Here is a 23,285-nt window from a genome sequence, read left to right as displayed (position 1 = left end):
CTCAGACCCCCGCCGTCGCGTAGCGGCTGGCGGGGCGCGCGAGGCCGAAGCGCTCGCGCAGGGTGGACTCGGCGTACTCGGTGCGGAACGCGCCGCGCTCCTGGAGCGCCGGCACGAGCCCGTCGACGATCGCGTCGAGGTCGGTCGGCAGCACCGCGGGACGCAGCCGGAAGCCGTCGAGGCCCGCCTCCCGCCACGCGACGAGCAGGTCGGCGAGCGCGGTCGGCGTGGTCGCGAGGATCGCCGCGTCGCTGGTCAGCGGGTCGATCGCGTCGAGACGGGCGAGCCGCTCGCGGGCGGCCTCCTCGGTGTCCGCGAGCAGGACGACGAGGTCGGCGAACACGGTGAGCGGTGGAGCTGCGTCATTCCCCGTCGCTCCGCTCGCCCCGGTGCGCCCGACGTCCCGTTCCGCCGCCCGGACTTCCTCGAGGATCGTCGCCACCTCGGCGACGTCGTGCGGCGTCACGAACAGCACGTCCCCGCCGCGCGCGGCGAGGCGGTACGGCTCCCACCCGTGGCCCAGCGACACGACGAGCGGCTGACCCTGCGGCGGCCGCGGGACGATCGAGGGGCCGCGCACGGAGAAGTGGTCACCGGCGAAATCGATGTGGTGCAGCTTGTCCCGGTCGAGGAACTTGTTGGCCGCGTCGTCGCGGATCTCGGCGTCGTCCTCCCACGAGTCCCAGAGCCTGCGGACGACCTCGATCGCGTCGGCGGCCTCGCCGAACAGCTCGGCGACCAGCGCCTGCGCCTCCGGGGTGTCCAGGGCGTCACGGCGCAGACCGGGGATCGTGCGGCGGCCGAAGTGCGCGGCCTCGTCGGGACGCACCGAGGTCTGCACGCGCCACCCGGCGCGCCCGCGCGAGTCGTGGTCGAGGGTGGCCAGCGCCGACGCGACGTGGAACGGCTCGGTGTGCGTGGTGGTCACCGTCGGGACGAGACCGATCCGGTGGGTCAGCGGCGCCACGAAGGCGGCGACCAGCTCGGCGTCGAGGCGGCCCTGCACGCGGTCGGTGCGCCGCTCGGGCTCGGCGAGGTGGTCGCCGGACTGCAGGCCGAACGCGTCCTCGATCGTCACCAGGTCGAGCAGACCGCGCTCGGCGGTGCGGACGAGGTCGGCCCAGTAGCCGGCGGTGAAGAGCTCCGCGGGGCGGGCGCCGGCCTCGCGCCAGGCGGCGGGGTGCCAGCCGGCGCCGTCCAGCGCGACGGCGACGTGCAGCGGGGACATGCGTGACCGCTTCCTGCGGCACGGGGCCGCGGTGTGGTGTGGGAGTCGTGTCCGGGGCGGTCAGGCCGGACAGACCGCGCTCGCGACCCGCTGCAGGTCGACGTGGCGCCGGTAGCACCCGAGGTACGACGCGGGGACACGGACCGTGGTGGTCATCGCGTCCTCCCTCGTTCGTGGCGGGTCGTTGCGGACTCTAAGGAGCGGCACCGTGCCGGTGTCAACACCGCCGCCACGGGACGTGACCGGCGACGCTCCGCCCCCACGGGGTCACGCAGTGGTGCTAGAGGGATCCCGGAGCAGGACGAGGACGACGGCGCCGGAGGGCTCGACCGGGCCGGCCTCGGCGAGCAGGTGCGCCGTCCGCCGGGTGCCCGCGAGCAGGACCGCGGGGCGGCCGAAGGCGCCGACGCCCCGGCAGTCCCACAGCGCCCCGTGCCCCGGAGCGCCCGCCCGGAGCTCCGCGCGCACCCGGGTGAGGCGCGCGTCGCCGGGGTCGCGGTCGGTGGCCATGCGCAGGCGCCGGGCCAGCGCGTGGACGAGCGGCGTCAGGTCGCCGTCGGTGTGCAGGAGCTGCTCGAGGACGTGTCTGCCCGGTGCGACGGCCGCCGCCCAGGCGTCGTTGGCGGCGACCACGTCCAGGCGGGCGTCGAGCAGGACGGCCGGGTCGTCGCGCCAGCTCGCGAGCAGGGGGCGCAGCCCCTCCGGGTCGGCCTCGACGGGATCGTGCGGTCGGGAGAGCGCGCGGAGGTGCCCGCGGCCGACGTCGTCGATGCCCAGCACGCGCCCGACGGCGTCGAGCACCTGGTCGGACGCGGTGACCCGGCCCTGCTCGAGCCACGTGTACCAGGTGACCCCCACCCCGGCGAGCGCCGCGACCTCCTCGCGCCGCAGACCGGGCGCGCGTCGCCGGCCGGTCGACGGGAGCCCGACCTGGCGCGGTCCGACGAGGTCGCGGTACGCGCGCAGGCAGCGGCCGAGCTCGATCCGCCGCACGTCGCATCCTGGTGGTGCCACTACCCCCATCAACGGGCTCCTGGTTCCGGCCGCGGGGTGCGCCGCAGCCTCGTCGCGTGATCGGTATCGGTGTGAACGTGGCGGCCGGGCTCCCCGCGGACCCGGGCAACGTGGTCGACGAGCTGGTGCGCCGTGCCCGCGCCGCGGAGGTCGCGGGCGTGGACACGGTGTGGCTCCCGCAGGGCTACGGGTTCGACACGCTGACGACCTTCGCGGCGATCGCGCGCGAGGTCCCCCGGGTCGAGCTGGGCGCGTCGGTGGTCGTCGTGCAGCCGCGGCACCCCCGCGTGCTCGCGGCACAGGCCCAGACCGTGCAGGCGGCCTCGCACGGGCGGTTCACGCTCGGGCTCGGCGTGAGCCACCCAGGGCTGCTCGAGGTCTACGGGATCCCCTTCGACCGGCCGGTCGCGGCGCTGCGCGCGCACCTCGACGTGCTCTCGCCGATCCTCGACGGCCGCGCGGTGCCGGGCGCCGAGGGCCCGGGTTCCGACGCCGCCGCGACCGCCGTGCCGGGCGCCGTGCCGCGCGTGCCCGTCCTGCTCGGGGCGCTCGGGCCGGTGATGCTGCGGCTCGCCGGGGAGCGGGCGTCCGGGACGATCACCTTCCTCGCCGGTCCGCGGACGATCGCCGACGAGGTCGTCCCGCGCCTGACCCGCGCCGCCTCGGGCGCCCCTCGCCGGGTGGTGGTGGGCGTCCCGGTGGCGGTGACCGACGACCCCGGGCGGGTGCGCGCCGAGGTCGCCGCCGAGTACGCGGCGTACGCGCAGCTCCCCTCGTATGCCGCGACCCTCGCGCGCGACGGGTTCGGCTCGCCCGGCGACATCGTGGTCGCCGGCGACGAGGACGCGGTCGCCGAGGGTCTGCGCCGCTACGCCGAGGCCGGCGCGACCGACGTCAACGTCAGCCTCGTCGGCGACGCCGCGGACCGGGAGCGCACGCTGCCGGTGCTGGCGCAGCTCGGTCACGCCGCCCACTCCGCGGCCAGCAGCCGGTAGGACTCCACGCGGTCGGCGTGGTCGTGGGTGATGGTCGTGACGAGCAGCTCGTCGGCGCCGGTGAGGCGCTGGAGAGCCGCGAGACGCTCCGCCACGGTCGCCGGATCTCCGACGAGCTGGGTCTCCAGCCGGTCGGTGACGAGCTCCGGGTCCCACGCCGACGCAGCCGCGGTGGCCGGGTCGGGATAGGGGATCGCGCCCGCTCCGCTGCGGATGCTGTGCACCCAGGGCGCGTAGCCGGCGGCGAGCTCGCGAGCGCGCGCCGCGTCGCGGGCGACCACGACATCCGCGGAGACCATCACGTACGGGCGGTCGCGGTGCGCCGACGGCGTGAAGGCGGCGCGGTAGCCCTCGACGGCGTCGAGCACCGTGCCCGGGCTGACGTGGTAGTTCGCCGCGAACGGCAGCCCGCGGGCGCCCGCGACCTCGGCGCTCTCCCCGCCGCTGCTGCCGAGCACCCACGTCTCGACGCCGGCCCCCTCCCCCGGCACCGCGTGGACCGCGACGCCCGCGGACGTGCGGTGGGTCCCGGCGAGCAGGCCGAGCACCTCGTCGACCACCGCCGTGTAGCCGGGCGCCTCCGCGCCGGGCTGACGGATCAGCTCCCGCTGGGCCTTCACCCGCTGCGAGCGCAGCGCCGCGCGGGCGGTGAACGGTGCCGGGATCACGACGCCGTCGACGACCCGGCCCTCGACGTGCCCGTTCTCCCGCCGTGGGTCCCTGGTCCCCCCGGAGCGGCCCAGCCCGAGGTCGATCCGTCCCGGGTACAGCGCGTCGAGGGTGCCGAACTCCTCGACCACCGACAGCGGCGTGCGGTGCCCGGTCTGGACGGCGCCGGAGCCGACGCGGATGTCCGCGGTGGCGGCCGCGACCGCCTGCATGAGCAGGGTCGGCACCGCGCCGGCGACGCCGGGGTTGAGGTGGTGCTCGGCGAGCCAGTAGCGCCGGTAGCCGAAGCGCTCGGCGGCGCGGGCGAGGTCGACGGTGTTGCGCAGGGCGTCCGCGACCGTCGACCCGGCGGGGATCGGCGAGAGGTCGAGCACGGACAAGGGCGGCGGCACGGGAACTCCACGAGGTGCGTCGGGACGGGGAACCGTCAGCGACAGCGGGCCGACCACGTGCGGCACAGGTCGACGTGCAGGCGCTCCCAGGAGTGACGGAGGAGCAGCGGGTCGACCACGCTCCGATGGTCGTGCGGGGCGGCGGCGTGGCGCAAGCGGTGTTGACACCGCCGCGCGAGCAGGCGGAGTCTCGGACCGTGCCCCGCTGCCGCGCCCTGACGCGTCGCCGTCACGTGGATCTGCGCCGGGTCACCGCCCAGGGGTGTCGCTGAGGCCGCCGCCGCCTCGACGATCCTTCCCCGGGAGCACCCGTGAAGTTCCAGGTCCTCGACATCGTTCCGCAGGCCCCGCACCCGGTCACCGGTGAGCTGATCTCGGTCCACGAACGCCTCGAGCGCGTGGTCGAGACCGCCGTCCGCGCCGAGCGCCTGGGCTTCGACTCCTACGCGGTCGGCGAGCGCCACGCCGGCGAGTTCGTCTCGTCGGCGCCGACGGTGCTGCTCGGCGCGCTGGCGCAGGCCACCGAGCGGATCCTGCTCTCCACCGGCGTCACGGTGCTCTCGCTGCTCGACCCGGTGCGCGTCGCCGAGGACTACGCCACCGTCGACCAGCTCTCCGGCGGGCGCCTCGAGATCGTCATCGGCAAGGGCAACGAGGACAGGCACTTCGGGATGTTCGGCCTCGAGCTCGGCCGGCAGTACGAGTACCTCACCGAGAACTACGAGCTGCTGCGCCGGCTGCTGCGCTCCGAGCACGTCGACTGGCAGGGCACCCACCACGCCGACCTGCACGACGTCACCACGTTCCCACGCCCCTTCGACGGGCCGTTCCGGATCTGGCACGGGTCGGCGACCTCGACCCACGCCGTCGACCTCGCCGCCCGCTGGGGCGACCCGCTGTTCTCCGCGAACGCGCTCCAGCCCCGCGAGGCCTACCTCGTGCTCATCGACCGTTACCGCGAGAAGCTCGCCGAGCACGGGCACGACCCGTCGGTGGGCTACGTCGGGTCGGGGTCCGGCGGCCTGTTCCTCGCCGACTCCGACGAGGAGGCGATCGCGCAGTACCGGCCGATCTACGAGGCGATGGCGACGAAGCTCGCCGCGAAGCACGCCGGCGACACCCGCAAGGGCAAGACGATGTCGTTCATGACCATGGAGGACGCCGTCGCGCACGGCCCGGCGCTGGTCGGGACCCCGGAGCGCGTCGCCGAGAAGATCCTCGACTACCACAAGAGCTACCGCCACGACCTGCAGTCGGTGTCGATCAACCCCGTCCTGCCCTACCCCCAGCAGCAGGAGGTGCTGGCCCGGTTCGCCGAGGAGGTCGTCCCCCTCGTGCGCCGCGAGGTGTCGACCACGCTCTGGAGCCCCGACGACCCCGGCCGCGCCGCCGGCCTCCGAGAGAGGAACCCATGACCTCGACGACCGCCATGCAGAAGGGCGACCTCGCCGCCGCCCCCGCCGACGTCCACGGCAGGATCTCGAAGAGGACCGTCGAGCTCGACGGCGTCAGCGTCACCGAGGTGACCTTCGGCGTCGGCGCCCGCTGGTCGACGGACCTCAAGGACTACGCAGGCACCGCGTCCTGCGAGCTCCCCCACGTCGCGCTCGTCCTCTCGGGGCGGCTGCACGTCGTGATGGACGACGGGTCCGAGGACGAGTTCGGCCCGCACCAGGTGATGCTCCTGCCGCCCGGGCACGACGCCTGGTCGGTGGGCGACGAGCCGGCGGTGTTCGTGGAGTTCTCCCGCGGCAACGACCTCTACACCTAGCGACTCACCGCGCCGCCCACGCCTCGGCGAGCAGCTCGTGGCTGCGGACCCGGTCGACGTGGTCGGTGGTGATCGTCGTGACGAGAAGCTCGTCGGCGCCCGTCGCCTTCACCAGCGTCTCCAGGCCGGCGACGACGGTGGCCGGCGCGCCGACGAACTGGGTGTCGACGCGGTCGGCGACCCCGGCGCGCTCGTCCTCGCTCCACGGCCGCGCCCGCGCCTGCTCCGGCGTCACGTAGGGCTGCGCGCCGCGGCCGGTGCGGATGTCGAGCACCCACTGCCCGTAGGGCGCGGCGAGCTCGGCCGCCGCCTCGTCGGTGGGCGCGACCACGACGTCGGCGGAGACCATGACGTATGGGCGGTCGCGGTGCGCCGACGGCGTGAAGGCGGCGCGGTAGGCGTCGACGGTGTCGAGCACCGTGGTGGGGATCGTGTGGTAGTTGACGGCGAACGGCAGGCCGAGCTCGCCCGCGGTCTGCGCGCTCACGCCGGGGCTGGAGCCGAGCATCCAGAACTCCAGGTCGGCGCCCTCCGCGGCCGGGGCGTGCAGCGGGGTGCCGTCGTCGCGGGTCGCGGTGCCCTCGAGGTAGGAGAGGATCTCGCGGACCTGCGCGCGGTGGTCGGGCGCCGGGTCGTCGCCGCTGATGCCCATGCGCTCGCCGAGGACGGCGAACCCGGACAGGTCGACGCCGGGCACGCGCCCGGGGCTGGGCAGGAGCAGGCCGTCGACCCACTTCGACGGCGGCGGGGGCGGCACCTCCCCCGCCGGCTTCGCCCGCTCGCTGATCATCGTCAGGATCTTGTGGATGTCGAAGCGCCCGAGCCCGAGGTCGACGCGGCCGGGGTGGATCGCGGCGACGGTGCCGAACTGCTCGGCGACCTGCAGCGGCGGCGTCATCGGCATCTGCACCGCGCCCGAGCCGACGCGGATCGTCCGGGTCGCCCCCGCGATGAGACCGGCGAGCACCGGCGTCGACGCCGACGCGACCCCCGGGGTCAGGTGGTGCTCGGCGACCCAGTAGCGCCGGTAGCCGGCGGCCTCGGCCGCCTGCGCCAGCGCGACGCTGTCGCGCAGGCCGTCGGCCCCGGTGCCGCCGGGCGGGACCGGCGAGAGGTCGAGGACCGAGAGCGGGATGGTCAGGTCGTGGGACGGGTGCACGGGGGACCTCCGGCGGAGCGAGCGGGTCGGGGGACGTCGAACGTCCCCGGACACGTCGCGCTCGCCGTGCGCACGAGGTCCACGTGACGGCGGTGGGTGCCGGCGAAGGATGTCGGGACCGCGGTCACGACCTCTGCCTACCGGGCGACCCCCGCCCCGGCAAGCGGAAGTGTCACCGCCCGCAACCGGCCGGGTCGGCGTGGTCGCCGAGCCGGAAGGGGTCGAGGTCGCGGGGATCGGGCGTCGGCACCCAGCGCCCGTCGCGCAGGGCGTAGGTCCACGCCGGGCCGTGGGCGACGATCGTCGCGATCGCGGCGACGAAGCGGTCGACGTCCTCGGCGGTGGTGGCCAGCCCGAGGCTCGCGCGCACCGCGTCGCGGCCGCCGGTGAGCCGGGCGAGCAGCGGGTGCGCGCAGAACCGGCCGTCGCGCACGCCGATGCCGTGCTCGGCCGAGAGCGCCGCAGCGACGAGGCCCGCGGGCAGGCCCCCACCGTCGGGGCCGACCTCGAGGGTGACGACGGCGACCCGGTCGGGCGCGTCGGCGAAGGCGTCCAGCGTGCGCACGCCGGGGATGCCGGAGAGCCCGTCCCGCAGCCGCGACGCCAGGGCGCGCTCGTGCGCGGGCAGCACGGTGTCGATCACGGGCTCGAGCGCGCGGCACGCGGCGGCCAGCGCGGCGGCACCGAGCAGGTTCGGGGTGCCGCCCTCGTGGCGCTGGGGTGCGGGGAGCCAGTCGGTTCCGGTGACGTCGCCCGTCACCGAGACCGCGCGCACCGCGCCGCCACCCGCGAGGTGCGCCGGCGCGGCGTCGAGCCAGTCGCGGCGCCCGACGAGCACGCCCGCGCCGTACGGGGCGTAGAGCTTGTGCCCCGACAGCGCGACGTAGTCGACGCCGAGCGCGGCGAGGTCGACCCGGCGGTGCGGGGCGAGCTGCGCGGCGTCGACCGCGACCCGGGCGCCCGCGGCGTGCGCGAGGTCGGCGATCTCGCGCAGCGGCAGCGTCTCGCCGGTGACGTTGGAGGCGCCGGTGACCGCGACGAGCGCGTGCCCACCGACGTGCTCCCGGAGGGCGTCGAGGGTCGCGGCCGCCGTGTCGCCCGCGGTGACCACCCGGTGCCCGGTGTGGCGCCAGGCCAGCAGCGTCGCGTGGTGCTCGAGGTCGAGCGTCAGCACCGGACCGGGCACGGCGCGGGCGAGCAGCGCGAGGGCGTCGGTGGTGTTGCGGGTGAAGACGACGACGTCGTCCTCGCGGGCGCCGAGGAAGCGCCCCACCGTCTCGCGCGCCGACTCGAGCAGCGAGGTGCAGACGCGCGAGGTGTAGCCGGCGCCGCGGTGCACGCTGGCGTAGTAGGGCAGGACCTCGACGACGTGGTCGGCGACGGCCTGCAGCGGCGGGGCGCTGGCGGCGGCGTCGAGGTCGACGTGGCGCACGCGGCGCCCGTCGACGAGCGGGACCTCGAGGTCGGCGCCCACGGTGGCGGGCAGGGCTGCAGTCGGCGCAGTAAGGACAGCGGTCATGGCGGGTCTCCGGACCGTCGGGGACCCGACGGTCGGCGGGTCCGCGCTTGCCGACGGCGGGTGTCGCGTCGGCCTGGTCATCACCCGGAGCACCCCGCCGCGGAGGAGGGTTGCCGACCAGCGAGCCGGGGCTTGGCGCTGGTACTCGTGACCTGGTCGGGGAAGTTAGCACGGGGCGCGGCCGCCGCCGCAAGCCTGACCGCGTCACACCGGCTGCGGCACCACGCGGCGCAGGTCGTCGGCGTGCTCGGCGACGAAGTCGGTGACGTCACGCGGTGGGCGGCCCGTCAGGCGCTCCACGGCGTCGGTGAGCTCGGCGAGCTCGCCGGCCGCCGCGCCGCGGGAGAGCTCGGCGACGTCCTGCGCAAACGTCGCGGAGAGTCCCCGGTCGACGAGGAACGCGACGACCTCGTCGGGCGGCAGCGGGACCACGCCGACGCGGCGGCCCAGCACCGGGGCCAGCGCGCCCGCGAGGTCGTCGTGCGTGAGCAGGCGCGGCCCCGTGAGCGTGTGGACGCCCCCGCGCGGGGCCGCGCCGGTGAGCGCGGCCGCGGCGACGGCCCCGATGTCGTCGGCGTCGAGGTAGCCGACCGCTCCCCCGTCGTAGGGGTCGAGCAGGTCGCCCTCGTCGGTGAACGCGCTGACGCCGGTCAGCAGGTTCTGGAAGAAGCCGCTGGGGCGCAGCACCGTGTCCTCGAGCCCCGAGGCGGCGAGGTGCGCCTCGATCCCGGCGTGCGCCCCGACCGCCAGCGGCCGGCCGGGCGTCGCGCCCTGCACCGAGATCTTCACGATGTGCCGCACCCCGGCCGCGACCGCCGCGTCCACCGCCGCCACCTGCTGGGCGACCATCGGCTGCTCGCCGTCGGCCGGGACCGCTCCGCCGGCGTTGAGGAAGAGCTGCTCGGCCCCGGCGAGCGCGGCGGGCAGCGAGGCGGGGTCGTCGAGGTCGGCGCGGACCACCTCGGCGCCCGGCACGTCGACCCCCGCGCGGCGCACCACCGCGCGGAACGGCACGCCCTGCTGCGCCAGCCGCCGGGCGACCGCCCCGCCGATCGCCCCCGTCGCGCCGAGCACCACGATCATGTCATCCCCCTTAAAGTGAGAGTGCCTCGAGAAACTAACATGAGGGGTACTCACTTTGTCGACACCCACGCGGCGGCCCCGCGCGGACGCCACCCGCAACCGCGCCGCGCTGCTGGCCGCGGCCGACGACGCCTTCGCGGCCGACGGTGCCGGGGCGTCGCTCTCGGCCGTCGCCGCCGGGGCCGGCGTGGCCATCGGCACGCTCTACAAGCACTTCCCCACCCGCCGCGCGCTCGTCGGCGCGCTGCTGGCCGAGCGGCACGACGCCCTGTTCGCGCGTGCCGAGGGTGTCGACCTCGCGACCTGGCTGCGGTGGGTCGCCGAGCACGCCGCGACCTACCGGGGGCTCGCCGAGCTGATCGCGTCGGACCTGCACGCCCCCGACGAGGCGGGCGACCGCCTCGCGGCGGACTGCGCGCGGATGGCGGCGATCACCGAGCGCACGGTGGGCGCCGCGGACCTGCGCGCGGACGTCACCGTCGACGACGTCGTCACGCTGATGAACGCCGCGGCGTGGACCCGTGAGCAGCAGGGCGCGGAGGCCGCGGACCGCCTGATCGCTACGACGCTGCGGGGGATGTCTCCCTGACCCCCGACCGCACCGCGATCGGGAAGATCGCGAGCGCCCAGGCCCCGACGAGCAGGGAGTCCCACGGCGCGGGCAGCACGTCGGCGCCGTCGAAGCTGCCGAGCCCGGACAGCAGGAGCAGCACCAGCAGGTGGGCGACGAGCCAGGCCCCGCGCCGCAGCTCGCCGGTCAGCGAGCCGATGCGGTCGGTGCGCCACAGCAGCGCGAACAGCGGCACGCCGAGCAGCACCAGGGGCAGCGCGAGGCGGAGGTCCTCCCACCCCGACCAGTAGATGAACTCGGTGGAGAACAGGAACGCGATCGGCGCGATCCAGCGCAGGCCCGGGACCCAGCCGGAGAGCCGGTCGGGCTCGCGGCGCCGGAACACCTCGGCGGCCACGGCGGCCGCGAGGTAGAGCAGCAGGTACATCGTGCCCATCACCGAGACGATGTCCTGCCAGCCCCGGAACGGGAGCAGGAACACCACCATCACCGCGAGGTTCAGCGCCATCGCGCGGCGCGGCACGCCCGAGCCGGCGTCGACGCGCATGAGCGCGCGCGGCAGCAGCCGGTTCTTCGCGAGCGCGTAGGTGTGCCGGGCGTTGACCGCGACGCCGACGTAGGCCGACCCACCGGGCGAGATGACGGCGTCGGCGTAGAGCAGGGCGGCGAGGAAGCCGAGGTTCAGCGCGACCGCGAGCTCGCCGAACGGCGACTCGAAGTTGACCCCTGCCCAGCCGCCGACCAGGGCCGCGTCCGGCACGGCCCCGAGGAACGCGACCTGCAGGCCGAGGTAGAGCAGCACGGCCGCCGCGATGCTGCCGAGGACGGCGAGCGGGATCGTGCGCCGCGGGTTGCGGGCCTCGCCGGAGAAGTCGACCGGGGCCTGGAACCCGTTGACCGAGTAGACGATCCCGCCGCCGGCGAGGGCCGTCAGCACGGCGCCGTAGCCGTACGGCGCGAAGCCGCCGTGGTCGGTGAGGTGCCCGCCGTCGAACCCCGACGCGATGAGCAGGACGACGGTCAGCACCGGGATGACGACCTTCACGACCGTCACCGCGGTGTTGAGCGTGCCGAAGAGCCGCACGCCGAACCAGTTCAGCGCGGTGAGCACGACCGAGAGCAGCAGCGCCGCGACGACGCCCCAGCCGGTCAGCTCGTCGTCGCTGTAGAGCCAGGGCAGGTAGTAGCCGGCGTACTGCACGATCGCGGTCAGCTCGGCGCTGGTCGCCCCGACGGCGAGCAGCACCGAGACGCCGATGACGGTGCCGGTCAGCCGCCCGCTGGCGTAGAGCGGCCAGCGCACGGTGCCGCCGCCCTCCGGCCGCGTCGCGCCGAGCTCGACCATCACCAGCGCCACCAGCGCGCACAGCAGCCCGGCGGCGATCCACGCGAGGATCGCGGCGGGTCCCGCGATCTGCGCGGCGTAGAGCGCGGCGAACAGCCAGCCGGAACCGACGATGTTGGAGAACCCGATCGCGGTGAGCCCGCCGACGCCCAGCCGGCGCCGGAGCCGGCCCTCCTCGGCGCCGACCTCGGTGTCCGAGGCGTCCGGCGCACCCGGTGCAGCGGTCATGCCGGTACCCGACCACCTCCGCCGCTTCACGGCAGCCTCACGCGGCCGGGAACCGCGGTCCGGGTCGCGTCGGTCACACCGTCGGGTGCCGTGAGCGTGCCGTGAGCGGAATGGGCCCGCGGCGGGGGCGGTTGTGCCAGGGGTGGCATCCGCACTCGACGAGCCGGTCCGCGCGTCGCTGCTCGGCGCGCACGCGCACCTCGCGCAGGGCCTCCGGGACGCGGTGCGCTACGCCCCGGACGTCGCCCCGTTCCTCGCCGAGCCGCACGGCGCCGCCGAGTGGGAGGACGCCGCCGCGCTGGTCGGGCCCGGCCACCAGACCGTCGTCCCGGCGTTCGGCGTCCTGGAGCCGGTCGGCCTCGAGGTCCTCCGCTCCGTGGCCGGCGTCCAGCTCGTCGGCGACGCCGTGACCGGCCGCGACGACCCCGACCTCGTGCGCCTCGGGCCCGACGACATCCCCGCGATGAGCGAGCTCGTCGCCCGCACGAAGCCCGGCCCCTTCCTGCCGCGCACCATCGCGATGGGCACCTACCTCGGTGTGGTCGAGGACGGCGTGCTCGTCGCCATGGCCGGTGAGCGCCTGCACCCGCCCGGGTACACCGAGATCAGCGCGGTCTGCACCGACGAGGCGCACCGCGGGCGGGGTCTCGCGACGCGGCTGGTCCTGGCCGTCGCCGCCGGCATCCGGGCCCGCGGCGAGGTGCCGTTCCTGCACGCCGCGGGCGACAACACCAGCGCGATCCGGCTCTACGAGACGCTCGGCTTCCGGCTGCGCGCCCGCCCCGACTTCACGGCCCTGACGGTCCCGAGCGACGTCCCCGCGCGGACCTGACGACAGGAGGACCATGACCCAGCAGGCACCACTGCACCTCGCCGTCGCCCTCGACGGCACCGGCTGGCACCCCGCGTCGTGGCGCGAGCCCGGCGCGCGCGCCGACGAGCTGTTCACCGGCGGCTTCTGGGTCGACCAGGTCCGCGAGGCCGAGGCGGGACTGCTCGACCTCGTCACGTTCGAGGACTCGTTCGCCCTCGCCACCGACCGCGCCGACCGCGCCCAGGGCAACCTCGACGCCCAGCTCGTCGCCCTGCGCGTCGGCCCGGTGACGAGCCGCATCGGGCTGGTGCCGACGGTCGTCACCACCCACACCGAGCCGTTCCACGTCTCCACCGAGATCGCGACGCTCGACTACGTCACGACCGGGCGCGCGGGCGTGCGGGTGCGGGTCTCGTCGCGCGAGGACGAGTACGCGCTGTTCGGGCGCCGCACGTACGGCGCCGAGAGCCGCGAGGGCCTGTTCGACGAGGCCGCCGACCACATCGAGGTGCAGCGCCGGCTCTGGGACTCGTGGGAGGACGACGCCGAGATCCGCGACGCCGCCACCGGCCGGTTCGTCGACCGCGAGAAGCTGCACTACATCGACTTCGAGGGTGCGCAGTTCTCGGTGCGCGGCCCGTCGATCACGCCGCGCCCGCCGCAGGGCCAGCCGCTGGTGACCGCGCTCGCGCACGTCGACGTCGCCTACCGGCTCGCCGCCCGCGGTGCCGACCTCGTCTTCGTCACCCCCGGCGGCGTGGGCCGCGACGGCCCGACCGGCGACGCGGAGGCGATCCTGCGGCAGGTCCGCGACGAGGAGGCCGCCGTCGGCCGTACCGGGGACCCGCTGCACGTCCTCGGCGACCTGCTGGTCGTGCTCGACGACAGCGCCGACGCCGCCCGCGCGCGCCTGGCCCGCCTCGACGAGACCGACGGCGGCGAGCTGCGCAGCGACGCGCGCATCCTCACCGGCACCGCCACCGACGTCGCCGACGTCCTCGAGTCCTGGCACGGCACGGGGCTCGCGGGCGCCCGGCTGCGCCCGGCCGTCACCGCGCACGACCTGCCCCGCATCACCCGCGAGCTCGTCCCCGAGCTGCAGCGCCGGGGCCTGTTCCGCACCGCCTACGACGCCGACACGCTGCGGGGCCACTTCGGCCTCGCGCGTCCCGCCGACCGCTACGCCCGCGCCTGAGGAGCGACCGTGCCCAAGAAGCAGATCCACCTCGCCGCCCACTTCCCCGGTGTCAACAACACGACGGTCTGGAGCGACCCGGCCTCGGGCAGCCACATCGAGTTCGAGTCGTTCCGCCACTTCGCGCAGACCGCCGAGCGCGCCAAGTTCGACTTCCTCTTCCTCGCCGAGGGGCTGCGCCTGCGCGAGCAGGGCGGGCGCATCTACGACCTCGACGTCATGGGCCGCCCCGACAACGTCGCGATCCTCCAGGCCCTGGCCGCGATCACCGACCGGATCGGCCTGGCCGGCACCGTGAACTCGACGTTCAACGAGCCGCTCGACGTGGCCCGCAAGCTCGCGACGCTCGACCACCTCTCCGGCGGGCGCGCCGCGTGGAACGTCGTCACCAGCTGGGACGAGTTCACCGGCGAGAACTTCCGCCGCGGCGGCTACCTGCCCAAGGACAAGCGCTACCTGCGCGCCCAGGAGATGCTCTCGACCGCGCAGGCGCTGTGGGACTCGTGGCCCGCCGACGAGGTCGTCGCCGACGCCGGGTCCGGGCAGTTCCTGCGCCACGGGGACGCGGGGCGGTTCGCGATCCGCTCCGACCAGTTCGACATCTCCGGGCGCTTCCCGGTGCCGCGCAGCCCCCAGGGCCGGCCGGTGATCATCCAGGCCGGCGACTCCGAGGAGGGCCGCGAGTTCGCCGCGTCCAGCGCCGACGCGATCTTCACCCGCCACGGCGAGCTCGAGGCCGGCCAGGCGTTCTACGCCGACGTGAAGGGCCGGCTCGCGAAGTTCGGCCGACGCCCCGAGGACCTCAAGATCCTGCCGGCGGCGACGTTCGTGCTGGGCGACACCGAGGACGAGGCCGCCGAGAACGCGCGCCAGGTGCAGTACCAGCAGGTCGGGCCGGCGACGGCGATCGCGTTCGCCGAGCAGATCTGGAACCGCGACCTCTCCGACGTCGACCCCGACGGCCCGGTGCCGTCGTTCGACCCGAAGACCGACGACGACGTCGACTCGGGCTCGCACATCTCCAAGGGCCGCGCGAGCGTGCGGATGTACAAGGACCCGGTCGCGGTGGCGAACGAGTGGCGCGAGCTCGGCGAGCGCGAGGGCCTGTCGCTGCGCGAGGTCGTCATCGCCAAGAACGGGCGGCACACGTTCGTCGGCACGCCCCAGCGCGTCGCGGACACGATCGACCACTTCGTGCAGTCCGACGCCTCGGACGGCTTCGTGCTCGTCCCGCACATCACCCCGGGCGGCATGGACGTGTTCGCCGACAAGGTGGTGCCGTTGCTGCAGGAGAAGGGCTCGTTCCGCACCGAGTACGAGGGCACGACGCTGCGCGAGCACCTCGGCCTGGCGCCCTCCCCCACCACCGTCGCCGCGGTGAGCGTGGAGGCGTGACGCACGTCCCACCTGAGCGAACTTCGGGGCCATAGCACCGAAGTTCGCTCACGTGCCGGCGCTATGTTGAGGTCCGTGCACGTCACGACCGTCATCATCGGCGCGGGCCACTCGGGCCTGGCGATGAGCCGCAGGCTCACGGAGCGCTCCATCGACCACGTCGTGCTCGAGCGCGGCGAGGTGGCCAACTCCTGGCGCACCGAGCGCTGGGACTCCCTGCGCCTGCTCACGCCCACCTGGCACGTCACGCTCCCCGGGGCCGAGGCCGCCGCCGGCGCCGACCCGGACGGGTTCCTGGCGGTGCCCGAGCTGGTCTCGTTCCTCGACGGCTACGCCGCGACGATCGCCGCGCCCGTCCACACCGGGACGACCGTGACGCGGGTCGGCGCGACCGACACCGGCTACGAGGTCACCACCGACCGCGGCACCTGGACCTGCGACACCGTCGTGCTGGCCAGCGGGAGCAGCAACGTCCCCTCGCTGCCGGCGGCGGCCGAGGGCGTGCCCGACGACGTCACGTCGATCAGCACCGCGACCTACCGCTCCCCCGACGACGTGCCCGAGGGCGGCGTGCTGGTCGTCGGCGCCTCGGCCAGCGGCGTGCAGCTCGCCGACGAGCTCGCGCGGGCCGGGCGGACGGTGACGGTCGCGGCGGGCGAGCACGTCCGCATGCCGCGCACCTACCGCGGCCGCGACGCCTTCTGGTGGATGGAGAACGCGGGGGTCCTCGACGAGCGCTACGACGAGGTCGACGACATCATCCGGGCGCGGCACACCCCCTCGCCCCAGCTCATCGGCGGTCCCGACCACGCCGACCTCGACCTGCGCACGCTGCGGGAGCGGCGCGGGGTGCGGGTCGTCGGCAAGCTCGGTCGGCTGCGCGACGGGAAGGCGCAGTTCTCCGGCGGCCTGCCCAACACCGTCCGGCTCGCCGACCTCAAGCTGAACCGGCTCCTCGACCGCTTCGACGCGTGGGCCGAGCAGGAGGGTCCCGACGACCTGGGCGAGCCCCACCGCCCGGAGCCGACCACCGTCGACGCGTCACCGCGGATCGAGCTCGACCTGGCGCGCGAGGACATCCGCACCGTGCTGTGGGCGACCGGCTACCGCCCCGACCACTCCTGGCTCGCGCTGCCGGTGCTCGACTACAAGGGCCGCCTGCAGCACGACGGCGGCGTCGTCACCGGCGCCCCGGGCGTCTACGTGCTCGGGTCGAGCCTGCTGCGCCGCCGGCGCTCCACGTACATCGGCGGCGCGGACCAGGACACCGCCGATCTGGCCGCCCACCTGGCGGGCCATCTCGCGGGCCGGGTCCGCGCCGCCGGGTAGGGCGTCGCGGGACGAGGTCAGCCGACGCTGACGTTCACGTTCGTCGGGTTGGCGAGGGCGTCGAACACCGCCGAGCGCTTCTGCGACTGGGCGACGAGCGCGGCGATCTCGTCCGGGCTCGCGTCGGCGTCGATGTCGAAGCGCACGTTGACGTCGTTGAAGCCGTTGCGGACCTCGGGGTCGCCACCGAGGATGCCGAGCACGTTGTGGTTGCCCTCGACCGTGGCCTTCACCGAGTGCAGCTGGATGCCGCGGTTCTGGGCGACGGCGGCGACGCCGGCCGTGAGGCAGCCGGCGAGGCCGGCGAGCACCGTCTCGACCGGCGTGGGGCCGCGGTCCTCGGAGGCGAAGACCTCGGGGTGGTCGCCCTCGAGGACGAACGCCTGCTTGTGCTGCTGGGCGGCACCGAGACCCGAGAAGTGCTCGATGGTCTGCTGCGAGTAGGTGCCGTCCTTCCACTCGGAGGTCACCTTCCAGACGAACTCGGCCGCCTCCGGCGTCTCCTTCAGCGCGTCGCGCGCCTGCAGCAGGGCCTCGCTGTTGACGTTGTTGTTCACCGTCGGGGTGGTCATCGGACACTCCAGATGTGTGTGATCAGTGATCGAGAAGAACCGGCCGCGGCGAGGGCCTGCCGCTGACGCCGGGGGTGGAGAGGGCTCAGGCCCCGGGGCGACAGCCCATGACGGAGACGCGGCACAGGTCGACATGACGTCGACGCACCAGCACCCCCCGACGGCTCACACCGAGATTCCTAGCGGAACCGTCGGCGCAGGCCAAGGGCTCAGCAGGGCTGCCGCGCGATCGGTGCGACGGCGATCACTCACGGCCCCGGATCACTCACGGTGCGGAGCCCGCACACCCCCGAACGCGAGGCGCACGAGACGGCGCGCGGCGTCGGGATCGGCGGTCACCGTCGACAGCGAGCACGCGAGGGCGAGCACGTCGTCGGTGGCGACGCCGTCGCGCAGGGCGCCCGCGTCCTTCGCCCGGTCCACCAGGCGCGCCGCCGCGTCCCCGATGAGCCCGTGGCACGTGTCGCGCTCGTCGATGTGCCCGTCCGGACCGGCGAGCAGCGCGTCCGTGACGCCCTTCGTGGTCGCCGAGTAGGCGGCGAGCTCCTCGAGCCAGGTCTCGAGATCGGCCCCCGGGTCCCCGTCGAGCGCCTCGGCCCGCTCGCACAGGCGCACCACGCCGTCGTGGAACACCGCGTCGAGCAACGCGCGCCGCGATGGGAAGTGCCGGTGCAGCGTCGCGGAGCCGACGCACGCCCGTCGCGCGATCGCCTCGAGCGAGGCCTGGGCGCCGTCGCAGCCGACGAGGTGGCGCGCCGCGGCGAGGATCTGCTCGCGGTTGCGCCGGCCGTCAGCACGCATGTCCCGGACCCTCCCTCGCTCGACAACCGGGGTACCACCCCATATCGTAGGCCACACCAAATGGAGGACCACCCCACTTCACGGAGGACGTGCTGATGAGCGAGTTCGTGCTGGTCACGGGAGCGACGGGTCGGCAGGGCGGTGCCGTCGCGCGGGCCCTGCTCGAGGCCGGGGAGCCGGTGCACGCGCTGGTCCGCGATCCCGGCGCCCCCCGCGCCGCCGACCTCGCCGCCCGCGGCGCGACGCTCGTGCGCGGCGACCTCGACGACCCGGAGTCGCTGGTGGCGGCGTTCGACGGTGCGCGCAGCGTCTTCTCGGTGCAGATGCCCGACCTCGAGGATCTGCTGGGCGACCGCGAGATGCGCCACGCCCGCAACACCGCCGCGGCGGCCGTCAAGGCCGGCGTCGGGCAGATCGTGCACACCTCGGTGTCGGGCGCCGGGGGCACCGAGCCGGTGGACGAGGAGCGGTTCGGGGCGCACATGGGCCACTACTGGCGCAGCAAGGCCGCCGCCGAGCAGGCCGTGCGCGACGCCGGCGTCGAGCGCTGGACGATCCTGCGGCCGGCGACGTTCATGTCGAACTTCGTGCGACCGTCGTTCTACTTCGCCGACGGCACCTCCGACCGCCTGCTCGTCGTCACCGACCCCGACGCGCCGCAGCCCTTCGTCGCGACCGAGGACATCGGGTCGGCGGGCGCGGCGGCGGTGCTCGCGCCGGGGCGGTTCGATCGCGTCGAGCTCGAGCTGGCCGGCGAGATGCTGAGCTTCCGGGAGGCGGCGCGCACCCTGAGCGAGGTGTGGGGCGGCGAGATCACCCTGCCCGCGTCGGTCGAGCAGGCCCGGGAGTGGGGCGCGCCGGAGCACTACCTGGTCTCGCAGCAGTTCGTCACCGAGCACCCGCAGCCCGCGCGCCCCGAGTTCGCCCGCGCCCTCGGCCTGCCGACCACCCCGTTCGCGACGTGGGCCTCACGGGCTGTGTGAGTCAGCGGCGCAGGAAGCGGCGGGCCAGGAGGTTCCCGACGCCCTGGGCGGCCTGCACGATCACGATGATGATCACGACGGTGACCAGCGTGACCGGCCAGTTGAACTGCTGGTAGCCGTAGCTGATCGCGAAGTCGCCGAGGCCCCCGCCGCCGACGTAGCCGGCCATCGCCGACATGTCGACGACGGCGATGAAGATGAACGTGTAGCCGAGCACCAGGGGCGCCAGCGTCTCGGGAACCACGACCCCGAGCAGGATCCGCAGCCGCCCCGCTCCGCTCGCCCGCGCCGCCTCGACGGCGGCCGGGTCCACCGAGAGCAGGTTCTGCTCGACGATGCGCCCGATGACGAAGGTCGCCATCGCGACCATCGGGAAGAGCACCGAGCGCGTCCCGACCGTCGTCCCCATCACCGCGAGCGTCAGAGGCCCGACGGCGGTGATGAAGATGATGAACGGGATCGGCCGCACGATGTTGACGGCCACGTTGAGCAGGCCGAACACCACCGGCTGCGGGAAGAGCCCGTCGCGGCGTGTGGCGTGCAGCCCGAGGCCCAGCGCCAGCCCGAGCAGGCCCGCGATGACCATCGTCCAGAACACCATGTAGACGGTCTGGGCCAGCGAGAGCCAGAGCTGGGGGCCGAGCACCGACCAGTCGGTCATGCCGGTTCCTCCACGCGGGCGTGGGCGGCGAGATCCGCGACGAGCGCGTCGACGGCGGCGGGGTCGCCCTCGAGCGCGTAGGTGATGCTGCCGACGGGACGTTCCGCGAGCTCCGAGATCCCGCCGTAGACGATCACCGCCCGCACGTCGCGGTGGGCGGCGAGGGCGTCGGTGACGGCCTCCTGCTCGCCGTCGTCGCCGACGCCGACGGTGACCAGGCGTCCGGGGAAGCGCCGCCGCAGGCGCGCGACGGTCTCCGGCCCGGGGCGGTCACGCAGCGCGCCGTGCACGAAGCGGCGGGTGGCGTCCTCGCGCGGCGCGGAGAACACCGCGTGCACCGTGCCCTCCTCGATGACCCGGCCGTCGGCCATCACGACGACGCGGTCGCACAGCGAGCTGACGACCTCCATCTCGTGGGTGATCACCAGGATCGTCGTGCCGAGCTCGCGGTTGACCCGGCGCAGCAGCGCCAGCACCTCGCGCGTCGTCTCCGGGTCGAGCGCGCTGGTGGCCTCGTCGGCGACGAGCACCGACGGCGACGTCGCGAGCGCGCGGGCGATCCCGACGCGCTGCTTCTGCCCGCCCGACAGGCGCGCCGGGTACTGGCGCGCCTTGTCCGCGAGGCCGACGAACTCGAGCAGCTCGGTGACCCGTGGGCCGCGGCGCTCGCGGGACCACCCGGCGATGCGCAGGGGGTACGCGACGTTGCCCGTGACCGTGCGCGAGGACAGCAGCCCGAACTGCTGGAAGATCATGCCGACCTCGCCGCGCAGCTCGCGCAGGCCGCGCTCGCCGAGGGACGAGGTGTGGTGCCCCCGCACCCACACCTCGCCCTCGGTCGGGAGGGCGAGGGCGTTGACGAGCCGCGCGAGCGTGCTCTTCCCCGCCCCGGACCACCCGATGACGCCGGTGATCGAGCCCTCCTCGATCTCGAGGTCGACCCCGTCGAGAGCCCGCACCGGGCCGGCCCCCTTCGGCCCGGGGAAGGTCTTGCCGACCTCCCGGAAGCTGATCACCGGCGCCACGGATCAGCCGCCCGCCTGCGTGGCGGCCTGCCGCAGCTGCTGCTCGGCGGCCTGGAGCTCGGCGGCCGGGGTCGTCACGAAGACGCCGCTGGCGCCGAGGTCCGCGCGCGCCGCCTCGATGACCTGCGGGTCGTGGTACAGCGCGGCCAGGCGCTGGTAGGTCGGGTTGTCGCGGTCGGCGCCCCGGGCCACGAAGGCGTTGATGTACGGACGCGACGAGGGGCTGTTCGGGTCGTCCTTGAACAGGACCTGGTCCTCGCGCAGGTTCGCGGCGGTGGCGTAGTTGTTGTTGACCACGGCGCCGTCGACGCCCGCGAGGTTGGCCGCGGTCTGCGCCGCGTCGATCGGGACCACGGTGACGCGCGAGGTCGCCTGGTCGATCTCGGCGGGCGTGGAGTTCGCGCTGCCGCCGCCGCGCAGCGTGATCAGGCGAGCGGCCTGGAGGACGAGCAGTGCCCGGGCCTGGTTGGTCGGGTCGTTCGGGATGGCGATGCGCCCGCCGGCCGGGATGGCGTCGACGGTCGGGTACTTCGTCGAGTACAGCGGCAGCGGGTAGACAGCGGTCGCGCCGATCGGCACCAGGTCGCCGTTGTTCTTGGCGTTGTAGTTGGCGAGGTACTGCAGGTGCTGGAACTCGTTGAGCTCCAGCTGGCCCTGCGCGAGCGCCGGGTTGGGCTGGTTGTAGTCGGTGAAGTTGACGAACTCGACGGTGATGCCCTCGGCGCGGGCACGGTCGGCGTAGACGCGCCAGTAGTTCTCGGCGGCGTCGGCGACGCCGATGCGGACGGTCTGGCCGTCGCCCCCGGACGACTCGCCGGGCGCGGAGCATCCGACGGCGAGCAGGAGGGCGGCGACGAGGACGAGGACGGGACGGAGTGCTCGGGGCACGGGAGACCTCTCGGGAAGGCGCGCGGACGTGCGCGAGGACCGGGCCGCGAGGGGCCCGGGGCGGATCGGGACGGGCGGGCGGGAGCGGGGAACGCTCAGCGGCCGGGGCGACAGCCCATCGCCGGGGTGCGGCACAGGTCGACGTGACGCCGACGCACCAGCACCTGCCTCCCGATCACGGCGGCAGGTCTACACGAACGGGGCACGGGGGTCCAAGCGACTGTGATCCACCCCGGCCTCCATGTGAGCGAACTTTGGGGCTGTAGCCCCGAAGTTCGCTCACGTAGTCGCGGTGAGGCCCAGACGCGAGGCCTCGCCGAAGTCGTCGTCGATCAGCACGACGTCGCGGCCGGCGCGCGCGAGCACCCCGGCCGCGATCCCCGCCCGGTAGCCCGACTGGCAGTGCACCCACAGCGGCGCCGGCGGGAGGTCGTCGACGCGGCCGGGCAGCTCGTGCAGCGGGACGTTGGTCGCGCCCCGGATCGCCTCGCCCGCGAACTCGTCGGCGCGGCGCACGTCGAGCACCTGCACGTCCTCGCCCGCGTCGGCCAGCTCGGCGAACGTGGCGACCGGGAACGAGGCCCGGCGCTCCGGCGGCGCCAGCTCCTCGGGGCTCCCGGCGGCGGCACCCGCGAGGTGGTCGATCCCGATCCGCGCCAGCTCGCGGCGCGCCTCGTCGATGTCGTCGGGCTTCTCCGCGAGCAGCGTCAGCGGCGCGCCCCAGGGCACGACCCAGCCCAGGTAGGTGGCGAACGACCCCTCGAGCCCGATGCCGACCGCACCCGCGACGTGGTCGGCGGCGTAGGCGCGACGCGCCCGCAGGTCGATCACCCACTCCCCCGCGGCGAGCCGCCGCCGCAGGATCTCGGCGTTGGCCGGCGCCACCGCCCCGGTCGGCAGCGATCCCGGGCCGGCGAGGTTCTCCGGCGACACGTGCGCGTAGTACGACGGGTACGCGGTGAGCCCGCTCGCGAGCCGGTGCACGAAGTCGTCCTCGTCGTCGACGGTGAGCGCGAGGTTGCCCTCCCGCTCCTGCGCGATCGTGCTCTCGGTGGCCCCCGAGGTCGGCGCCGACGAGCAGAAGCTGCCGAAGCCGTGGGTCGGGAAGATCCTGGCCCGCTCCTCGAGGTCCGCGGCCAGCGACCGCGTCGAGCGGTACTGCGCGCGGGTGAGCTCGTCGGTGCGGTCCGGGTCGACGAGGTCGGTGCGCCCGACCGTCCCGAACAGCAGCGACCCGCCGGTGAACACGGCGGGCGGCTCGTCGTCGGCGCCGTCGACCACGTACGCGAGGTGGGTGTCGGTGTGGCCGGGGGTGGCGCGCACGCGCACGGTCAGGCTGCCCGCGGTGAGCTCGTCGCCGTCGGCCACGGCGACACGGTCGAACGCGACGTCCTCGTCGGCGGCGACGGCGTAGCGCGCGCCCGTGCGCCGCGCGAGCTCGAGCCCGCCGGTGACGTAGTCGTTGTGGACGTGGGTCTCGACCACCAGCGCCACGGCGAGCCCGTGCGCGGCGAGCACGGCCTCGACGCGGTCGAGGTCACGCTGGGGGTCGACGACCACGGCCGCGACGCCGTCGTGGGCGACGTAGCTGCGGTCGCCGAGCGACGGGGTCTCGATGACTTCGACGGCGACCACGGGGGTCCTCTCT

The 23,285-nt window shown here is 74.9% G+C and carries 24 protein-coding genes and 1 riboswitch; of the genes, 9 read left to right on the top strand and 15 right to left on the bottom strand.

Features of this window, described 5'->3' with window-relative positions; translation table 11 throughout:
* Position 1 precedes the first annotated feature (1 nt).
* From WCD58_RS10495 to WCD58_RS10485, 3 genes are all read right to left on the bottom strand, one after another.
* Positions 2-1,228: an LLM class flavin-dependent oxidoreductase gene (locus WCD58_RS10495; RefSeq protein ID WP_337702407.1), complete on the bottom strand. Its 1,227-nt coding sequence runs from the start codon at positions 1,226-1,228 to the stop codon at positions 2-4.
* Between the two features lie 60 nt (positions 1,229-1,288).
* Entirely contained in the window at positions 1,289-1,384 is a 96-nt protein-coding gene (locus tag WCD58_RS10490; RefSeq protein ID WP_337702405.1) for a putative leader peptide, read from the bottom strand.
* Between the two features lie 111 nt (positions 1,385-1,495).
* Positions 1,496-2,221 carry a helix-turn-helix domain-containing protein gene (locus WCD58_RS10485; protein ID WP_337702403.1) on the bottom strand — a complete coding sequence of 242 codons (726 nt, stop codon included), beginning with the start codon at positions 2,219-2,221 and terminating at the stop codon, positions 1,496-1,498.
* 77 nt (positions 2,222-2,298) lie between these two features.
* Between WCD58_RS10485 and WCD58_RS10480 the strand changes: the two genes are divergently transcribed.
* On the top strand, positions 2,299-3,237 hold the full coding sequence (locus tag WCD58_RS10480; RefSeq protein WP_337702401.1) for a TIGR03564 family F420-dependent LLM class oxidoreductase: 939 nt from the start codon (positions 2,299-2,301) through the stop codon (positions 3,235-3,237).
* Here WCD58_RS10480 and WCD58_RS10475 read toward each other — a convergent pair.
* Positions 3,204-4,298 (bottom strand): LLM class flavin-dependent oxidoreductase, encoded by a 1,095-nt coding sequence (locus tag WCD58_RS10475; RefSeq protein ID WP_337702399.1) that lies wholly within the window; start codon positions 4,296-4,298, stop codon positions 3,204-3,206. The genes WCD58_RS10480 and WCD58_RS10475 overlap by 34 nt on opposite strands.
* 311 nt (positions 4,299-4,609) lie before the next feature.
* Here WCD58_RS10475 and WCD58_RS10470 point away from each other — a divergent pair, with 311 nt between their 5' ends.
* Positions 4,610-5,713 carry an LLM class flavin-dependent oxidoreductase gene (locus WCD58_RS10470; protein ID WP_337702397.1) on the top strand — a complete coding sequence of 368 codons (1,104 nt, stop codon included), beginning with the start codon at positions 4,610-4,612 and terminating at the stop codon, positions 5,711-5,713.
* Positions 5,710-6,069 carry a cupin domain-containing protein gene (locus WCD58_RS10465; RefSeq protein WP_337702396.1) on the top strand — a complete coding sequence of 120 codons (360 nt, stop codon included), beginning with the start codon at positions 5,710-5,712 and terminating at the stop codon, positions 6,067-6,069. Before WCD58_RS10470 ends, WCD58_RS10465 begins: the two co-directional genes overlap by 4 nt.
* Before the next feature lie 4 nt (positions 6,070-6,073).
* Here the strand turns inward: WCD58_RS10465 and WCD58_RS10460 are convergent, their stop codons facing one another.
* The 4 genes from WCD58_RS10460 to WCD58_RS10450 all read right to left on the bottom strand — a co-directional run bounded on the left by WCD58_RS10460 (position 6,074) and on the right by WCD58_RS10450 (position 9,830).
* Positions 6,074-7,228 carry an LLM class flavin-dependent oxidoreductase gene (locus WCD58_RS10460; protein WP_337702393.1) on the bottom strand — a complete coding sequence of 385 codons (1,155 nt, stop codon included), beginning with the start codon at positions 7,226-7,228 and terminating at the stop codon, positions 6,074-6,076.
* Positions 7,207-7,356 carry a putative leader peptide gene (locus WCD58_RS33625; RefSeq protein WP_373695196.1) on the bottom strand — a complete coding sequence of 50 codons (150 nt, stop codon included), beginning with the start codon at positions 7,354-7,356 and terminating at the stop codon, positions 7,207-7,209. Before WCD58_RS33625 ends, WCD58_RS10460 begins: the two co-directional genes overlap by 22 nt.
* Before the next feature lie 44 nt (positions 7,357-7,400).
* On the bottom strand, positions 7,401-8,747 hold the full coding sequence (locus tag WCD58_RS10455; RefSeq protein ID WP_337702391.1) for an aminotransferase class V-fold PLP-dependent enzyme: 1,347 nt from the start codon (positions 8,745-8,747) through the stop codon (positions 7,401-7,403).
* 38 nt (positions 8,748-8,785) lie between these two features.
* A riboswitch (SAM riboswitch) is annotated at positions 8,786-8,900 on the bottom strand.
* Positions 8,901-8,951: 51 nt separating this feature from the next.
* The gene (locus WCD58_RS10450) at positions 8,952-9,830 is read right to left on the bottom strand and encodes an NmrA family NAD(P)-binding protein (RefSeq protein WP_337702389.1); all 879 of its coding nucleotides are present in this window, start codon (positions 9,828-9,830) and stop codon (positions 8,952-8,954) included.
* 55 nt (positions 9,831-9,885) lie between these two features.
* Here WCD58_RS10450 and WCD58_RS10445 point away from each other — a divergent pair, with 55 nt between their 5' ends.
* Positions 9,886-10,419, top strand: a complete 534-nt coding sequence (locus WCD58_RS10445; protein WP_337702387.1) for a TetR/AcrR family transcriptional regulator — start codon at positions 9,886-9,888, stop codon at positions 10,417-10,419.
* On the opposite strand, the gene WCD58_RS10440 is transcribed toward WCD58_RS10445, so the two are convergent.
* Positions 10,391-11,974: an APC family permease gene (locus WCD58_RS10440; protein WP_337702385.1), complete on the bottom strand. Its 1,584-nt coding sequence runs from the start codon at positions 11,972-11,974 to the stop codon at positions 10,391-10,393. The two genes, WCD58_RS10445 and WCD58_RS10440, sit on opposite strands and share 29 nt — an antisense overlap.
* Before the next feature lie 142 nt (positions 11,975-12,116).
* On the opposite strand from WCD58_RS10440, the gene WCD58_RS10435 reads away from it, so the two are divergent.
* The 4 genes from WCD58_RS10435 (at position 12,117) to WCD58_RS10420 (ending at position 16,707) form a co-directional block, all read left to right on the top strand.
* Entirely contained in the window at positions 12,117-12,806 is a 690-nt protein-coding gene (locus WCD58_RS10435; protein WP_337702383.1) for a GNAT family N-acetyltransferase, read from the top strand.
* A 13-nt stretch (positions 12,807-12,819) separates the two neighbouring features.
* Complete coding sequence (locus WCD58_RS10430) at positions 12,820-13,983, top strand: LLM class flavin-dependent oxidoreductase (RefSeq protein WP_337702381.1); 1,164 nt, start codon at positions 12,820-12,822, stop codon at positions 13,981-13,983.
* Positions 13,984-13,992: 9 nt separating this feature from the next.
* A complete protein-coding gene (locus tag WCD58_RS10425) occupies positions 13,993-15,378 on the top strand; it encodes an NtaA/DmoA family FMN-dependent monooxygenase (RefSeq protein WP_337702379.1) in 1,386 nt (461 codons plus the stop codon).
* Positions 15,379-15,453: 75 nt separating this feature from the next.
* A complete protein-coding gene (locus WCD58_RS10420; protein ID WP_337702378.1) occupies positions 15,454-16,707 on the top strand; it encodes a flavin-containing monooxygenase in 1,254 nt (417 codons plus the stop codon).
* A 17-nt stretch (positions 16,708-16,724) separates the two neighbouring features.
* Here the strand turns inward: WCD58_RS10420 and WCD58_RS10415 are convergent, their stop codons facing one another.
* Together WCD58_RS10415 and WCD58_RS10410 are read right to left on the bottom strand one after the other, a co-directional pair.
* Positions 16,725-17,279, bottom strand: a complete 555-nt coding sequence (locus WCD58_RS10415; protein WP_337702376.1) for an OsmC family protein — start codon at positions 17,277-17,279, stop codon at positions 16,725-16,727.
* A 261-nt stretch (positions 17,280-17,540) separates the two neighbouring features.
* The gene (locus tag WCD58_RS10410) at positions 17,541-18,080 is read right to left on the bottom strand and encodes a TetR/AcrR family transcriptional regulator (protein WP_337702374.1); all 540 of its coding nucleotides are present in this window, start codon (positions 18,078-18,080) and stop codon (positions 17,541-17,543) included.
* A 95-nt stretch (positions 18,081-18,175) separates the two neighbouring features.
* On the opposite strand from WCD58_RS10410, the gene WCD58_RS10405 reads away from it, so the two are divergent.
* The gene (locus WCD58_RS10405) at positions 18,176-19,063 is read left to right on the top strand and encodes an NmrA/HSCARG family protein (protein WP_337702372.1); all 888 of its coding nucleotides are present in this window, start codon (positions 18,176-18,178) and stop codon (positions 19,061-19,063) included.
* A 1-nt stretch (position 19,064) separates the two neighbouring features.
* Here WCD58_RS10405 and WCD58_RS10400 read toward each other — a convergent pair whose 3' ends face one another.
* The 4 genes from WCD58_RS10400 to WCD58_RS10385 form a co-directional block, all read right to left on the bottom strand.
* Positions 19,065-19,724, bottom strand: coding sequence for a methionine ABC transporter permease (locus tag WCD58_RS10400; protein ID WP_337702370.1), 660 nt, complete (start codon positions 19,722-19,724; stop codon positions 19,065-19,067).
* A complete protein-coding gene (locus WCD58_RS10395; protein ID WP_337702368.1) occupies positions 19,721-20,740 on the bottom strand; it encodes a methionine ABC transporter ATP-binding protein in 1,020 nt (339 codons plus the stop codon). The genes WCD58_RS10400 and WCD58_RS10395 overlap by 4 nt, the downstream gene beginning before the upstream one ends.
* A gap of 12 nt (positions 20,741-20,752) precedes the next feature.
* Positions 20,753-21,637 (bottom strand): MetQ/NlpA family ABC transporter substrate-binding protein, encoded by an 885-nt coding sequence (locus WCD58_RS10390; RefSeq protein ID WP_337702366.1) that lies wholly within the window; start codon positions 21,635-21,637, stop codon positions 20,753-20,755.
* 279 nt (positions 21,638-21,916) lie between these two features.
* On the bottom strand, positions 21,917-23,272 hold the full coding sequence (locus WCD58_RS10385) for a rhodanese-like domain-containing protein (protein ID WP_337702364.1): 1,356 nt from the start codon (positions 23,270-23,272) through the stop codon (positions 21,917-21,919).
* Between the last annotated feature and the right edge of the window lie 13 nt (positions 23,273-23,285).

This window comes from Actinomycetospora flava, assembly GCF_037400335.1.
Taxonomy (GTDB): Bacteria; Actinomycetota; Actinomycetes; order Mycobacteriales; family Pseudonocardiaceae; genus Actinomycetospora; species Actinomycetospora flava.
This window is presented reverse-complemented; position numbering and strand designations above follow the sequence as displayed.

What these genes read in the sequence shown, in the direction of transcription:
- WCD58_RS10495 (WP_337702407.1), bottom strand. Translation starts at nt 1,228, where the DNA reads ATGTCCCCGCTGCACGTCGCCGTCGCGCTGGACGGCGCCGGCTGGCAC.
- WCD58_RS10490 (WP_337702405.1), bottom strand. Translation starts at nt 1,384, where the DNA reads ATGACCACCACGGTCCGTGTCCCCGCGTCGTACCTCGGGTGCTACCGG.
- WCD58_RS10465 (WP_337702396.1), top strand. Translation starts at nt 5,710, where the DNA reads ATGACCTCGACGACCGCCATGCAGAAGGGCGACCTCGCCGCCGCCCCC.
- WCD58_RS10455 (WP_337702391.1), bottom strand. Translation starts at nt 8,747, where the DNA reads ATGACCGCTGTCCTTACTGCGCCGACTGCAGCCCTGCCCGCCACCGTG.
- WCD58_RS10450 (WP_337702389.1), bottom strand. Translation starts at nt 9,830, where the DNA reads ATGATCGTGGTGCTCGGCGCGACGGGGGCGATCGGCGGGGCGGTCGCC.
- WCD58_RS10440 (WP_337702385.1), bottom strand. Translation starts at nt 11,974, where the DNA reads ATGACCGCTGCACCGGGTGCGCCGGACGCCTCGGACACCGAGGTCGGC.
- WCD58_RS10430 (WP_337702381.1), top strand. Translation starts at nt 12,820, where the DNA reads ATGACCCAGCAGGCACCACTGCACCTCGCCGTCGCCCTCGACGGCACC.
- WCD58_RS10415 (WP_337702376.1), bottom strand. Translation starts at nt 17,279, where the DNA reads ATGACCACCCCGACGGTGAACAACAACGTCAACAGCGAGGCCCTGCTG.
- WCD58_RS10410 (WP_337702374.1), bottom strand. Translation starts at nt 18,080, where the DNA reads ATGCGTGCTGACGGCCGGCGCAACCGCGAGCAGATCCTCGCCGCGGCG.
- WCD58_RS10405 (WP_337702372.1), top strand. Translation starts at nt 18,176, where the DNA reads ATGAGCGAGTTCGTGCTGGTCACGGGAGCGACGGGTCGGCAGGGCGGT.
- WCD58_RS10400 (WP_337702370.1), bottom strand. Translation starts at nt 19,724, where the DNA reads ATGACCGACTGGTCGGTGCTCGGCCCCCAGCTCTGGCTCTCGCTGGCC.